Here is a 12,783-nt window from a genome sequence, read left to right on the forward strand (position 1 = left end):
ATGACTATAACGCCGGAACTGGTGGACGTACTGCCAGCCCATAAGTTCGATGAAGCAAAACTTCTGACCTGGCTCCAGCAAGCCATGCCGGGTTTTGGTAAGCGCCTGGATGTAAAGCAGTTCCAGGGCGGCCAGTCCAACCCTACGTTCCTGCTGGACACCGACAGCGGCCGCTACGTCCTGCGCAAGAAACCCCCTGGAAAGACGTTGCCATCCGCCCACATGGTGGAGCGTGAATACAAGGTCATGCGTGCCTTGTCGGAGCACACCGCCGTGCCAGTACCGAAGGTTCGGGTGCTGTGTGAGGACAATTCGATCATCGGCACGCCGTTTTATGTCATGGACTACATGGAAGGCCGGATCGTCAGCCATGCGGCGCTGCGCGCGTTGGACCGGAGTGAGCGGCTACCTGCTCATCAGTCCGCCATCGACACCCTGGCTGAGTTGCACTCTGTGGACGTAAATGCCATCGGTCTCGGTGACTTCGGTCGTCCCGAAGGCTATGTGGCTCGTCAGGTTTCGCGTTGGACCAAGCAGTACCTGGCTTCCAAGACCGATGACATGCCTGGGATGGACGAATTGATGGCCTGGCTGCCGGAAAATCTGCCATCGACGGATGAATGTGCCATCGCCCACGGTGATTACCGGTTCGGCAACCTCATGCTGGCGCCGGATAAGCCGGAAGTGATTGCGATTCTGGACTGGGAGTTGTCCACGCTTGGGCATCCCCTGGCGGACCTCGCCTACTACTGCCTTCCTTATTACCTGCCGTCGGACCTGGAAGGAATGCGCGGTCTTCAGGGTGAAAACCTGCAAGCGCTGGGTATACCGAATGAGCAGGAGACCATCGCCCGTTACTGCGCCAAAACCGGCCGGGACGGAATCGATGACTGGCACGTCTATCTGGCATTTTCCCTGTTCAGGCTCGCGGCCATTTTGCAGGGTGTCTACAAGCGGGCGCTGGATGGCAATGCCGCCAATGCTAACGCCCTGGAAGTGGGTAGGCGCGCCAGTCTGCTCGCGCAGGTGGGATGGAGGATAGCCAGTGAAGGAAAGCGGTCATGAATGATTTGAGCGGCACAACCCGGCAGCCAATCGTTCAGCGCATACTGATCACCAACGATGACGGCATCAATGCCCCCGGTTTGGCAGTGCTGGAAAACATCGCCCGCAACCTGGCGGAAGAGGTCTGGATTGTTGCGCCCGAGCACGACCGAAGCGGTGCCGGCCAGAGTATCTCTATCCATGACCCTTTGAGGGTGTATGAAACTGGAAACAAGCGCTACGCGGTTTCCGGCACCCCCGCAGACTGCGTGCTCTATTCCCTCGCCCAGTGGTTTGGTGAAACACCGCCGGACCTGGTGCTGTCCGGGGTGAATTGCGGCGCCAACATCAGTGACTCCGTGCAGTACTCCGGCACGGTCGGCGCGGTGCTCAGCGCCCTGCATATGAACATTCCGGCAATCGCACTGAGCCAGGCCTTTCTTTCCCGTGAAGGCATCCAGTGGTCACCAGTCGAACGGTTTGGTGAAAGGGTGATTCGAAAGCTGTGGCAGGCAGGGGAAGTACGCGCCTGGAATGTGAACTTTCCCGCCTGTGATGCTGACGAGATCGCCTTCGCCCGCTGGTGCCGCCAGTCTACCGGCTCCATTCAGCGTGCCCGTCTGCTGGCGGGCCGTGATGCCCGCAGTCTGCCCTACTGGTGGCTCGGTTTTGAGCGCAGCTCCCGTCATATTGTGGCGCCGGATGCCGACGTGACCGTACTGCGAGACCACGCGATTGCGATTACACCCTTACGACACGAAGACCCCCTGCCAGGGGGCACCGACGAATTTGATCTGGCCACCTGTGCGGATAACTGATTAAACCCCGGGGAGAACAACAACCATGTTCACACGCCATTACAAGGTCTGGCCGAAGGAACTGCCCAAGACCATGACTCTGCCGAAGACCAGTGTCTTTACCAACCTGGAAATCTCGGCCCTACGCTATCCAGATCATACCGCCCTCATTTTCTATGACGCTCCGGTGACCTATTCCCGCCTGCTGGCCGAGGTCGAAGTCATGGCCGGCTACCTGCAGGCGAAGGGCGTCAAGAAGGGTGACCGGGTGCTCCTGTACATGCAGAATTCGGCACAGTATGTGATTTCTTACTACGCAATCCTGCGCGCTGATGCGGTGGTGATTCCGGTAAATCCGATGAACCGGGCTGCAGAACTTGAACACTGCATTGTCGATACCGGTGCTGCCATGTGTCTGGCCGGTCAGGAGCTTGCCGGCTTCATTGTGCCGTTACTGGCAGAAACAGATCTCGAGCAGGTGGTAGTGGCGTCTTACAGCACCTACATAAAACCGGATACCGATCTTGACCTCCCGGCTGAAGTCGCCGCGCCGGCCTGGTCAAAAGACGTTCCGGGTGTGGTGACCTGGGAAGCTGCCATGGCAGAAAATTGCTCACCTTCGCCACACACGGCGACGCCGGACGATCTGGCGGTGATTCCATACAGCTCTGGAACCACGGGTGCGCCCAAGGGGTGCATGCACACTCACCGTTCTGTTATGGCAACCGCGGTACACAGGGTATTCTGGAACCTGACCACACCGGACAGTGTTCAATTGGCCACCTTGCCGTTCTTCCATGTCACCGGAATGACAGGGTCGATGAACGGACCGATCTTCTCTGGTGCAACATCGGTCATCATGACCCGCTGGGATCGCACCACGGCGGCCAGGCTCATCGAACGCTACGAGGTAACCGGCTGGACCAATATTGTCACCATGGCGGTGGATTTCCTGTCCAATCCGGACCTCTCCAAGTACGACCTCAGCAGCCTCAACATGATCGGTGGTGGCGGTGCCGCCATGCCGGTCGCAGTCGCCGAGAAACTGAAAAAGATGACGGGTCTGGATTACGTCGAAGGCTACGGCCTGTCGGAAACCATGGCCGCGACGCACATCAATCCGAACGCACAGCCCAAGGCCCAGTGCCTCGGCATTCCGGTGTTTGACGTAGACAGCCGCATTATTGATGTGGAAACCCTGGAAGAAAAAGCGCCCGGAGAAACCGGCGAGATCGTCTCCTTCGGCCCTCAGGTCACTACAGGTTACTGGAACCGTCCCGCGGAAACGGAAGCGGCGTTCGTGGAAATTGATGGCAAGCGGTTCTTCCGCACCGGAGATCTGGGCTATTACGACGAAGACGGCTACTTCTTCATGGTGGACCGTGTGAAGCGGATGATTAATGCGTCCGGGTTCAAGGTATGGCCGTCCGAAGTCGAGGGGCTCATGTATCGGCATCCGGCTATCCACGAGCTGTGCGTCATTTCCTCCCCGGACCCCAAACGGGGTGAGACCGTAAAGGCCTGTATCGTGCTCACGGCGGAAGCTGAAGGCAATACCACGGCAGAGGACATCACTGGCTGGTGTAAAGAGCAGATGGCGGCCTACAAGGTGCCTACCATTATCGAGTTTGTGGACTCCCTGCCCAAGTCCCCCACGGGCAAGCTGATGTGGCGCGCGCTCCAGGAAGAAGAGTGGAAGGAGAAGGAGCGGATGGTATGAATGCGAAACCCCGCATTCTGATTGTTGGCGCTGGCGCTATAGGTGGCTTTTACGGCGCCATTCTCAAGAAAGCTGGTTGTTCGGTAAGCACAGTATTGCGCTCCGACTACCAAGTGGTGAAGGAAAAGGGTATCCGTATCAACAGCCCTTTGGGGGATTTGTCGTACCAGCCGGATCATGTATACCGCGACGGCGATACACCGGAGACCATGCCGGACTACCTGCTTCTGTGTGTGAAAGTGTTACCCGGCGCCAATCGGGCCGAACTGGTTAAGCCCTGGATGGGACCGAACACCCGTCTGGTACTGATCGAAAATGGTCTGGACATCGAGCGGGAACTGGCGGAGGCGTTTCCTGACAATCCCCTCATCAGCTGCCTGGCCTTCATTGCCGCCAGCCGGTTGGAGTCGGGCGTGGTTGAGCACAAGGCCTATGGCAAACTGGTCATGGGCAGTTACCCCAAAGGGATCGACGAGCATTGCCGGACTCTATCGGAGCTATTCATCGAGGGCGGAATCAAGGTGGGCCTGACCGAGGCGGTGGTCGGTGAGCGCTGGCGCAAATGCCTGTGGAATACCCCGTTCAACCCGTTGTCGGTGATTGCTAACGGTGCTGACACGAAAACGATTCTGGATACTGAAGGCGGCGAGGGGCTGATTCGGGCCATGATTCAGGAAGTGATGGACGTGGCTGCCGCCGACGGGTATCCCATGGACGAATCCCTGATTGATCAGAACATTGAGGGGACACGGAAGATGCCAGCCTACAAGAACAGTATGGCCCTCGACTACATCAATGGTCGCCCGATCGAGAGAGATGCCGTCATAGGCAATGTGGTGGCCATTGCCCAGCGTCATGGTGTCCGGGTTCCTCACCTGAATACCGTACTGGTTGCCCTGAAGATGCGAGCCAGACTGGAAGGCAGGAATTAAAAGGTAAGGGGCTCTCTCATTAACAGGCTGTGGTGGCCCGGGCGGCCGCACAGCTTTTGTTTCCCGATATGACGTACCGGGTTCAGGATCTTTTTGGAGTGCTTTCGATGCCGTCTTTCGGCGACCCTGAACCGGATTTGTCGGCCGGTAAAGAGTCCTGTCCTACGCTGACAGACGTCATCGGATTGGTTGACCTTCGCTGCAGGAGTTCAGCGAAATCGAGCAGGAGTTGACGGTCCTCTTCAAGGAGGGAAATGAAGGCAGCATTCAGCGCGACCTGCTCTGAGTCTAGTTGCTTTTTCTCGGCCACTGAGAAAATGTCCGTCAGTGACAGATCCAGAGCTTCAGCAAGCCGATACAGCAGTTCCAGGCTTGGCCTCGCCAGGCCTCTCTCAATCCGGGACAGGTTGCCGACATGGGAATCACAGCGGTCCGCTAACTCGGCCAGGGTCATCCCCTGCTGTTTCCTCAAACGCCTGATTGCCTGCCCTAGATTCATGTGATCTACCTGTTGGCTAAGATCATGATATTACAGACTAAAGTCGTAATACACAAAGGTGCATAAAGCACATAAATACGCTGGAAAAAGGCTGTAACAGCATTTATTTAAAGGCGCATTGCTGGCTATGATTCCGTTTAAAGGATAGACCGGGGCTGGAGGGTTGTAATGTTTTTTCGGAGCGTGGCCTGCAGATCGGGTTGAGGTTGCCTGCTTCCCGGCGCCCGCCTGAACACCATTCAGACAGGCAATGCCGTATCAGGCGACGTACATGACAAGGTTCTCAGCCACACAGGCGGGCCGGTCTTCGCCCTTGATCTCGATGGTGGTCCGGTAGGTAGCGAGGGTTCGTTGTTCGTCCACCCGAGCCACATCCAGTAATTCTACTTTGGTGCGGATATCCGACCCGGATTTAACCGCGGACGGAAATCGCAACTTGTTCATACCATAGTTAATGGTTGCCGTGGGGCCGGTCACCTTGAGAGCTTGCGGGTTTAGCCTCGACATCAATGATACGGTCAGATAGCCATGGGCAATCGGACTTTTCCAGGGTGATTCCCTTTTTGCCCGTTCGACATCGAGGTGAATCCACTGGTGGTCCCCGGTGGCGTCCGCAAACGCTTCAATCATGTCCTGGGTGATGGTCAGCCAGGGGCTGTGGCTGACAAGAGTGCCTTTGTGATCAGCCAGTTCCTCGAGTTTGACTTCAATCATCGTGTTCCTCTCCTTACACGCCATAGCCCGGATTCTTGCTGTCCAGCAGGCGCAAAAGCGCCGGCCAGGTCAGTTTGGAGGCCGCCCCCAATGATTGGGACTGTTCCGCTGTTGTCTGGATGGCCTGTTCAGAGGGCATCCAGGTGGGGCCGCAGCTCTGTGCTTTTACCTGTATCTCACAGGCTTTCATCAGGAAATACAGGTAGGTAAAGGTTTCGGGAACGTCTTTCCCGGCGGTCAGAACGCCGTGGTTGCGCAGCATCATCATGGATTTGTTGCCAAGATCGCGGATCAGTCGTTCACGCTCGTCCAGGTTCAGGGCTACGCCTTCGTAGTCATGGTAGCTCAGATGGTCAAGGCAGAGCATGGCGGTCTGGCTGAGTGGCAGCAGGCCGTCCCGGTGTGCAGAGACAGCAACCCCGTCAGCAGCATGAAGGTGCATCACTGCCCCGGCGTCTTCACGGCCCATATGCACGGCACTGTGAATGGTGAAGCCGGCGGGATTGACGCGGCCAAGGCCTCCCGATGTCACCACCTGGCCGTCGCGATCCACCTTCACCAGTGATGACGCGGTGATTTCATGGAAGAGCAGGCCATAGGGGTTGATCAGGAAATGGTGTTCCGGGCCGGGCACCCGTGCTGACAGGTGGGTGAACACCAGGTCGTCCCAGCCGAACAGGGCAACCAGGCGATAGGCCGCGGCAAGTTCCGTGCGGACTCTCCATTCGGCTTTTCTGAGTGTTTCTGTCTCGGTGGTTGCGGTGCTTGTTGTCATCTTGTGGTCACCTTGCTGCTATCCGGAAACAAAAAAGGGGGCAGCCAAAAGGCCACCCCCGAACAGGACCTCTGGCTGAACAGAGGCCCCTGGCTCACTATCGGACGGGGTTAGCTGGCCTTTAACAGGGCTGCATACCGCTCCAGGTGGAAATCGTCGTCGCCCAGCTGATGGTTAATCATGATCAGGCGCTTGGCATAGTGGGCAAAGTTGTATTCCCAGGTCATGCCAATGCCGCCGTGGGACTGGATGCCGTTCTCGGAAATGAACTGTCCACTGCGGCCGATGACGTTTTTGGCGGCGGCAAGAACCTGGCGACGTTCATCGCTCTGTTCTTCGTCGGCCACGCTGGCGGCCAGAATAGCCATGGATCGGGCCTGCTCCAGCTCCGACATCATGTCCACCATGCGGTGTTGCAGCACCTGGAATTTCCCAATGGGTACGCCAAACTGCTTGCGCTGCTTGAGGTAATCAAGGGTCAGGTCGTTCGCCACTTCCATTACCCCAACCGCCTCGGCACAGAGCGCGGCTATGGCGCGACCAGTCTGGTATTCGATGATATCGGCCGCCTTGCCTTCTTCACCCAGCAGGGCATCGGCACTGACCTGAACATCATTCAGGGCAATGTCGCAGCCTTTTGAGCCGTCAATGGTTGGGTAGGTGCGACGGTCGATGCCGGCGGCATCCGGAGTCAGGGCAAACAGGCTGATACCATCGGCATCGCGGCTGGCCCCGGAGGTGCGGGCAGACACGATGATCAGGCCGGCGCAGTGGCCGCCGATCACGACCGCTTTCCGACCGTTGAGAACGTAACCATCGCCGGATTTTTCGGCACGCGTTTCCACATCGTTACCGTCATAGAAGCTCTGGGGCTCCTGCAGTGCTACCGCGGCTTTCAGCTCGCCGCTGGCGATGCCGCCCAGCCACTTTTCTTTCTGGCTGTCATTGCCAGCCTGGCTGATCAGGCCGCCGCCAAAAATGACGGACTGCAGGTATGGCTCGAGGCAAAGGCCGCGACCCAGTTCGGTCATGACAGATTGAACCTCAACACCGCCACCGCCGAAACCGCCCAGATCCTCAGAGAAGGGAACGGCGGTCAGGCCCAGTTCGCTGAGCTGTTGCCAGAAGTCTTCGCTGAAGCCGGCTTCGGTTTCGCTAAATGCCAGGCGCTTTTCAAAACTGTATTCACCGCGCACCAGGCGGGCCACGGTGTCCTGCAGCATCTGCTGCTCTTCATTCAGTCGGAAATCCATGGTCGCCTCCTTAAAGCCCGAGAATCATTTTCGACACGATGTTCTTCTGGATCTCGTTGGATCCGCCGAAAATCGAGAGCTTACGGTTGTTGAAATACTGGGCTGACAACGGTGCCGCGTTTTCGTCTGAGAGGAAGTCGCCCTCGTAATCGAGGTCCAGTTCTTCTTCGACGAATGGAATCGCATAGGGTCCGATGGCGCGCCGAGCCAGATCATTGATCGACTGGCGGATTTCAGTGCCTTTGACCTTGAGCATGGAGCTTTCGGCACCGGGCATTCCGCCACCTTCGACAGACGCGATAATGCGCAGGTTACTGATGGCAGCGGCGGTCAGGTCGATCTCAACCCTGGCGATGCGCTGGCTGAATGACGCATCCTCGATCAGCGGACGTCCGTTCTTCATGCGACGGGACGCCAGTTGTTTGAGGTGTGAGAGTGCGGCCTTGGACAAGCCAACCCCTGCCAGACCGGTACGCTCATAGGTGAGAAGGTACTTGGCGTAGGTCCAGCCCTTGTCTTCTTCGCCCACCAGGTTCTCAACCGGCACCTTGACGTCTTCAAAGAAGACTTCATTCACTTCGTGCTCGCCATCCAGGGTGATGATGGGTCTTACGGAAATGCCTGGCGTATCCATGTCGATCAGCAGGAAGGAGATGCCTTCCTGGGCCTTAACCTCGGTGTTGGTGCGCACCAGGCAGAAAATCATGTTGGCGTGCTGGCCCAGAGTGGTCCAGGTTTTCTGACCGTTAACGATATAGTGCTCGCCCTCACGCACGGCACGGGTTTTCAACGAGGCAAGGTCGGAACCTGCGCCGGGCTCAGAGTAACCCTGGCACCACCAGTCTTCGCCGCTGAGGATGCGTGGCAGGTAATGCTGCTTTTGTTCCTCATTGCCGAACTTGATGATAACCGGCGCTACCATGTTAACCCCGAACGGAATGGAGCGGGGTACACCGTAACGGCAGGACTCTTCGTCCCAGATGTGCTTCTGGACCGGAGTCCACTTCACGCCGCCATACTCCTCCGGCCAGTGACTGGCATACCAGCCCTGAGTACTGAGTATTTTTTGCCATCGTTGATGGTCTTCCTTAGACAGACGGCGGAAACCCTTCACTTTGGCGGCGATGTCCGCCGGCAGCTTCTCATCCAGGAATGCCCGCACTTCGTCACGGAAGGCAAGTTCCTCGGCCGTGTAGTTCATGTTCATGAAATAACCTCGTTTTGCGTTACAGCGAAAATATATACCGCATAGCAGAATTACTCAATGATCGTTCAACGGTTCCGTCGCTGTCAACGAAAATGAAACAAGAAAACACCCAGTACGAACCGACTTTCCGAAAGGTGGCTTTATGGCCCTATTGGGCGCCCCGCATTTTTTGGTAGAAGAGAATGCAAAAATGGGTACTGCTCAGCGGAATATAGAGATCATAAGATACCGCACTGCGAATCTGGTGCTCGGGCGGTAGCGGCTGTGCCAGCACTTTCCACGTCATTCCAGTTCGCGCTTCTGGATTCTTCCGGGGATTCGCCGTCAGGGGAATTCGGTCTGCCGGCTACTCATTACAAGGACCTGTGTCGGGCAACGGTGGGTGATCTGGTCAGTACTTTCCGGGCCGTGCATTAGGAGTACATCCTGGTTGTGGATGACGATCGTTACCGCGAAGGCGACAATACCTGCGTGGCATGATCTCGGCCGGCCAGCTTGTCGAGAAACTGCATATTCCCATTGATCTCGAGCATCGCGCGTCTTCGTTTTCGGAAATCGTAAACGTTGTGCAGGGGAATTTTTAGACGTCACCGGTTCGATTTGCCCCGGCATACCCTCCATGGGTGACAGGGCTAGAGGCGAACGGCTACGCCCAGCGTGGCCGTTCGCCGATTGTAGTCGTAGCGAGCAATATTGCTGTTGTTTTGAACCAGCTGCATGTGCAGCAGCACTGAAACGGTGTTGTTTGTCCGGTACTCGCCATCAATCGAGAAAGTCAGCCGGTTATCTTCCCGGCGGACAATCCATAGGCCCTCCGGAACCTCCAGTCGATGGGGGGTTCGGTAATAATTGAAGCGGTAACTGGCAGATGTGCCGAGTTCCAGGGAGGCGGTAACGGCGTATCCGGCTCTCACTGCCAGGGTCTGGCCGAGCGGAGAAACGCTGAAATACTCAGTGCCGGTATCGATATTCCGGCGATCGTCATAGTCCAGCCGGTATTTCAGGCTTGCCCGCCATGAATCCAGTCGCGCCTTATAGCGGGTGGTCAGCCGGTAGTGCTGGCCGTCATAGGCCCGGTAACGGTCCGCGGCGGCCACCTGTTCTGCATCGAGAGAGACGAAACAGTAGGCGTTTTCGGTGCTGAAGGCGCAATCTGATTTCTGGAAAGTGGAACTGACGCGTGCGCGTTGTTCCCGAGACTGCCCGCCCTGCCAGAGCTGGTCGCCACCCAGCCCGAGACTCAGCCGATAGCTGCCGGGGGAATGGACGCCGGCAACGTTAAGGCGGACCAGGTGGGTGTTGAAGTCATCCTGCTTTTTATACTCACGGCCATAAAGTTGCAGATCCGTTTTGATGGCCTGGTCACCGGAGCGAAACGGGTAGCCGGAGAGTGCGTTGACCGACTCGAGAAAAGCGCCGCCCAGGGAGCTGGCAACGCTGTCAGGGAAAAGGGCAATGTTGTCGTCGTATCCCGCCGACAGCGAGAGCAGGGCTTGCCATCGGTCGGGTGCCGGTGGCGCACCCAGCTTGGCAAGCTGGCCTCGGGCCAACTTGGACAGGTTGTCCTCACGGCTTGCCAGCGCCGCTTCGCGAAATGCCCCACGAGCTTTTTCGGTCTGATCCTGGGCCAGCGCAATCAGCCCAAGGTTGTAAAACGCCAGCGCCCGTTGGGGTGAGGAAAGCAACTGCTGAAACATGCCCTTGGCGCTGCTGTAGTCCTTCATCTTGAAGTAGAGGACACCGAGGTTATAGGTAAGTGCCCGCGACTCCATGCTCTCGGCGGCGGCCTCCAGTAACTCACGGGCGCGCTCCAGGTTGTTGTTCTGGAAGGCTTCGATACCAGCCCTGAATTTCTGCTTCGGCGATGACGAAGCGCTGGCCTGACCCGCGTTGGCGAACTGAACGCAGAGGCAAACCAGCAGGATCGTGATCAGTCGGTGGAACAAACGCACTTTTCCTCGAGCCACTCCAGTATTTCCGCGGCTACTGATTGGTTACGTTATCGAGCGTGGACTGGCTGTTGTTGAGCACGTCCAGGTCGGGATTCAGCAGGTCACCATCTGTCGGTAATTCTGTACCCGGCAGTTCAATCCCTGGCAGGTCCGTACCCGGTTGCCCGGCTATCGGTGTTTCAAGCAGGTCTTCGCCGGGAAGCTCGGTGCCGAATGCATCACGGGTCTCGCGGGACTGCGAGGACACACCTTCTTCGAGATCCCAGGCCTCATTGGATAGCTCATTGGCATCCAGTTGGTCCGGGCTTTCGGTGTCACTCAGGTCGTTGACCGACTCCGGTATCTGCATTTCCTGGACAAAAGCGTTGTCCAGCGCCTCTTCATCCGCAACCATTCTCATGGTTACGTTGTAATCGTCTTCCGCCAACGCCATCGCTGGCGCCAGGCAAAAGCCAGAGAGCAGTATCCAGGCAAATCGACATTGTCTGGGGGTATTTGGGTTCATGACGATGGTTCCGTTTGCTTGCCAATATCCGTTCGGAAGGTTTTGCGTTTTTTGCCCTCGCCAAGATGCGCGACCAGCGTACCCTCACCCGGGAATAGTATGTTCACCGGCAGTGCCAGCAGGTTGTCACCGGGCTTCAGGTTCACCTTCCAGCTAACCCGCTGTCGTCCGGGAAACGGTGTCAGCTCCATGTTGGGTGGCAGTTCCAGGGTCAGGGTCACGTCCTTCAGTGCTTCGGTTGACGTGAACGCAAGCCGAACCGTCTGTTGGGCTGAGTCCGAGGCTTCCAGCGCTAAAGGCTCTGCCTCTCCGGCGAACTCTGTGCCGGTTTGCGATGTCTGGGTGAACTGGGCGCCAATGAACACGCCGATCACCAGCGCTGCGGCCACCGCGCTACCCCAGACAGGCGTGCCCCAGCGACGCTGCCGGCCGGTGTGAGTCTTGCCCATGGCCTGGTCAAGAATCCGGGCCTCAAAATCAAAATCGGGTTCGGGAGTGCGGTCGTCGGCAATCTGCCGGGCAATAAAAGTCGCTGTCGAAAGGGCCTCGGCGCAGGAATCACAGGATGCGGCGTGCCCGCGCATCTGGCTCAGGGTGGCCTCAGTAATTTCATCGGCCGCCAAGGCATCCACATTGTTTTTGAATTCACTGCAGTTCATTGCATTCACCTCATTGGCAGCCACGTTGTTGCTCTTCAAAAGGTTCCATTTCCTCCTGCAATTTTGTCCGGAGCAGGGCACGCACCCGGTGCAGTCTGGATTTTATGGTGCCTAACGGCACATCCAGAACCTCGGAAATGTCCTCCTGGCGCCAGCCCTCGGAGTCGTGCAGTAGCAACAGGGTTCTCTGGTCAGGCTGCAGTTCGCCGACCAGCCGACGCAGGATCGCACTTCGCCTGTGGTTGTCAGTATGGGTCATGGGGTCAAGTTCAGGCCCGGGCAGGGTTTCCAGAAATGAGGTCTGCTGATCCGGCCGGTCCAGTGCACTGGCGCTGGTTTCGCGGCCAGCTGGGCGCTTGCGCACATTGTCCACAAACTGTCGATACAGAACCCGGTGCAACCAGGGGCGAAGTTCGTCAACACGCTCCAGTTCGTCCACTTTCGGGAACAGCTTTGTCACCACATCCTGAACCAGGTCCTCGGCATCGTGCTGGCTGCCGGTCAACCGGTAGGCAAAGGTATGCAGTGGTCTCAGATGCGGATAGACCAGGCGTTCAAAACGTTTTGACTTGGACTGGCGAAACGGAAGCAAGGCCAAATGAGTACCCCTGATAATCACCTTGCACTGTGAGAGTGCTTCAGGACTTTTCTGATTTTTATCATATTTTCTAGTCTACCAGCGCACGCAGTCGGCGGGTATGTCGCGATTGTAAAAAAAAGAACGGA

General features: G+C 57.4%; 14 protein-coding genes. 5 read left to right on the forward strand and 9 right to left on the reverse strand.

What is annotated here, in order from left to right; genetic code table 11:
- Genes KFJ24_RS16445 through KFJ24_RS16460 form a run of 4 tightly spaced genes read left to right on the forward strand, consistent with a single transcriptional unit; the run spans window position 1 to window position 4,493 of the window.
- Window positions 1-1,065 carry a phosphotransferase gene (locus KFJ24_RS16445; protein WP_250832183.1) on the forward strand — a complete coding sequence of 355 codons (1,065 nt, stop codon included), beginning with the start codon at window positions 1-3 and terminating at the stop codon, window positions 1,063-1,065.
- Window positions 1,062-1,862: a 5'/3'-nucleotidase SurE gene (surE, locus tag KFJ24_RS16450; protein ID WP_250832184.1), complete on the forward strand. Its 801-nt coding sequence runs from the start codon at window positions 1,062-1,064 to the stop codon at window positions 1,860-1,862. The genes KFJ24_RS16445 and surE overlap by 4 nt, the downstream gene beginning before the upstream one ends.
- A 25-nt stretch (window positions 1,863-1,887) precedes the next feature.
- Window positions 1,888-3,561 carry a long-chain fatty acid--CoA ligase gene (locus KFJ24_RS16455; RefSeq protein WP_250832185.1) on the forward strand — a complete coding sequence of 558 codons (1,674 nt, stop codon included), beginning with the start codon at window positions 1,888-1,890 and terminating at the stop codon, window positions 3,559-3,561.
- Window positions 3,558-4,493 (forward strand): ketopantoate reductase family protein, encoded by a 936-nt coding sequence (locus KFJ24_RS16460; protein WP_250832187.1) that lies wholly within the window; start codon window positions 3,558-3,560, stop codon window positions 4,491-4,493. Before KFJ24_RS16455 ends, KFJ24_RS16460 begins: the two co-directional genes overlap by 4 nt.
- Window positions 4,494-4,575: 82 nt before the next feature.
- Here KFJ24_RS16460 and KFJ24_RS16465 read toward each other — a convergent pair whose 3' ends face one another.
- The 5 genes from KFJ24_RS16465 to KFJ24_RS16485 all read right to left on the reverse strand — a co-directional run bounded on the left by KFJ24_RS16465 (window position 4,576) and on the right by KFJ24_RS16485 (window position 8,941).
- Window positions 4,576-4,992: a helix-turn-helix domain-containing protein gene (locus KFJ24_RS16465; protein ID WP_284709202.1), complete on the reverse strand. Its 417-nt coding sequence runs from the start codon at window positions 4,990-4,992 to the stop codon at window positions 4,576-4,578.
- 258 nt (window positions 4,993-5,250) lie between these two features.
- A complete protein-coding gene (locus tag KFJ24_RS16470) occupies window positions 5,251-5,706 on the reverse strand; it encodes a MaoC family dehydratase (RefSeq protein WP_250832189.1) in 456 nt (151 codons plus the stop codon).
- A gap of 13 nt (window positions 5,707-5,719) precedes the next feature.
- The gene (locus KFJ24_RS16475; protein WP_250832190.1) at window positions 5,720-6,481 is read right to left on the reverse strand and encodes a class II aldolase/adducin family protein; all 762 of its coding nucleotides are present in this window, start codon (window positions 6,479-6,481) and stop codon (window positions 5,720-5,722) included.
- Between the two features lie 110 nt (window positions 6,482-6,591).
- Window positions 6,592-7,734: an acyl-CoA dehydrogenase family protein gene (locus KFJ24_RS16480; protein WP_250832191.1), complete on the reverse strand. Its 1,143-nt coding sequence runs from the start codon at window positions 7,732-7,734 to the stop codon at window positions 6,592-6,594.
- A gap of 10 nt (window positions 7,735-7,744) precedes the next feature.
- A complete protein-coding gene (locus KFJ24_RS16485; RefSeq protein ID WP_250832193.1) occupies window positions 7,745-8,941 on the reverse strand; it encodes an acyl-CoA dehydrogenase family protein in 1,197 nt (398 codons plus the stop codon).
- Window positions 8,942-9,205: 264 nt separating this feature from the next.
- Between KFJ24_RS16485 and KFJ24_RS16490 the strand changes: the two genes are divergently transcribed.
- Window positions 9,206-9,358 (forward strand): hypothetical protein, encoded by a 153-nt coding sequence (locus tag KFJ24_RS16490; protein WP_250832194.1) that lies wholly within the window; start codon window positions 9,206-9,208, stop codon window positions 9,356-9,358.
- Between the two features lie 215 nt (window positions 9,359-9,573).
- Here the strand turns inward: KFJ24_RS16490 and KFJ24_RS16495 are convergent, their stop codons facing one another.
- Genes KFJ24_RS16495 through KFJ24_RS16510 form a run of 4 tightly spaced genes read right to left on the reverse strand, consistent with a single transcriptional unit; the run spans window position 9,574 to window position 12,655 of the window.
- Complete coding sequence (locus KFJ24_RS16495) at window positions 9,574-10,908, reverse strand: tetratricopeptide repeat protein (protein WP_250832196.1); 1,335 nt, start codon at window positions 10,906-10,908, stop codon at window positions 9,574-9,576.
- 16 nt (window positions 10,909-10,924) lie between these two features.
- The gene (locus tag KFJ24_RS16500; protein ID WP_250832197.1) at window positions 10,925-11,398 is read right to left on the reverse strand and encodes a hypothetical protein; all 474 of its coding nucleotides are present in this window, start codon (window positions 11,396-11,398) and stop codon (window positions 10,925-10,927) included.
- Window positions 11,395-12,096, reverse strand: a complete 702-nt coding sequence (locus tag KFJ24_RS16505; protein ID WP_250832199.1) for an anti-sigma factor — start codon at window positions 12,094-12,096, stop codon at window positions 11,395-11,397. The genes KFJ24_RS16500 and KFJ24_RS16505 overlap by 4 nt, the downstream gene beginning before the upstream one ends.
- Window positions 12,068-12,655 (reverse strand): RNA polymerase sigma factor, encoded by a 588-nt coding sequence (locus KFJ24_RS16510; protein WP_250832201.1) that lies wholly within the window; start codon window positions 12,653-12,655, stop codon window positions 12,068-12,070. Before KFJ24_RS16510 ends, KFJ24_RS16505 begins: the two co-directional genes overlap by 29 nt.
- Window positions 12,656-12,783 lie beyond the last annotated feature (128 nt).

It is taken from the genome of Marinobacter sediminum (assembly GCF_023657445.1).
GTDB lineage: Bacteria > Pseudomonadota > Gammaproteobacteria > Pseudomonadales > Oleiphilaceae > Marinobacter > Marinobacter sediminum_A.

What these genes read in the sequence shown, in the direction of transcription:
- KFJ24_RS16445 (WP_250832183.1), top strand. Translation starts at nt 1, where the DNA reads ATGACTATAACGCCGGAACTGGTGGACGTACTGCCAGCCCATAAGTTC.
- surE (WP_250832184.1), top strand. Translation starts at nt 1,062, where the DNA reads ATGAATGATTTGAGCGGCACAACCCGGCAGCCAATCGTTCAGCGCATA.
- KFJ24_RS16455 (WP_250832185.1), top strand. Translation starts at nt 1,888, where the DNA reads ATGTTCACACGCCATTACAAGGTCTGGCCGAAGGAACTGCCCAAGACC.
- KFJ24_RS16460 (WP_250832187.1), top strand. Translation starts at nt 3,558, where the DNA reads ATGAATGCGAAACCCCGCATTCTGATTGTTGGCGCTGGCGCTATAGGT.
- KFJ24_RS16465 (WP_284709202.1), bottom strand. Translation starts at nt 4,992, where the DNA reads ATGAATCTAGGGCAGGCAATCAGGCGTTTGAGGAAACAGCAGGGGATG.
- KFJ24_RS16470 (WP_250832189.1), bottom strand. Translation starts at nt 5,706, where the DNA reads ATGATTGAAGTCAAACTCGAGGAACTGGCTGATCACAAAGGCACTCTT.
- KFJ24_RS16475 (WP_250832190.1), bottom strand. Translation starts at nt 6,481, where the DNA reads ATGACAACAAGCACCGCAACCACCGAGACAGAAACACTCAGAAAAGCC.
- KFJ24_RS16480 (WP_250832191.1), bottom strand. Translation starts at nt 7,734, where the DNA reads ATGGATTTCCGACTGAATGAAGAGCAGCAGATGCTGCAGGACACCGTG.
- KFJ24_RS16485 (WP_250832193.1), bottom strand. Translation starts at nt 8,941, where the DNA reads ATGAACATGAACTACACGGCCGAGGAACTTGCCTTCCGTGACGAAGTG.
- KFJ24_RS16500 (WP_250832197.1), bottom strand. Translation starts at nt 11,398, where the DNA reads ATGAACCCAAATACCCCCAGACAATGTCGATTTGCCTGGATACTGCTC.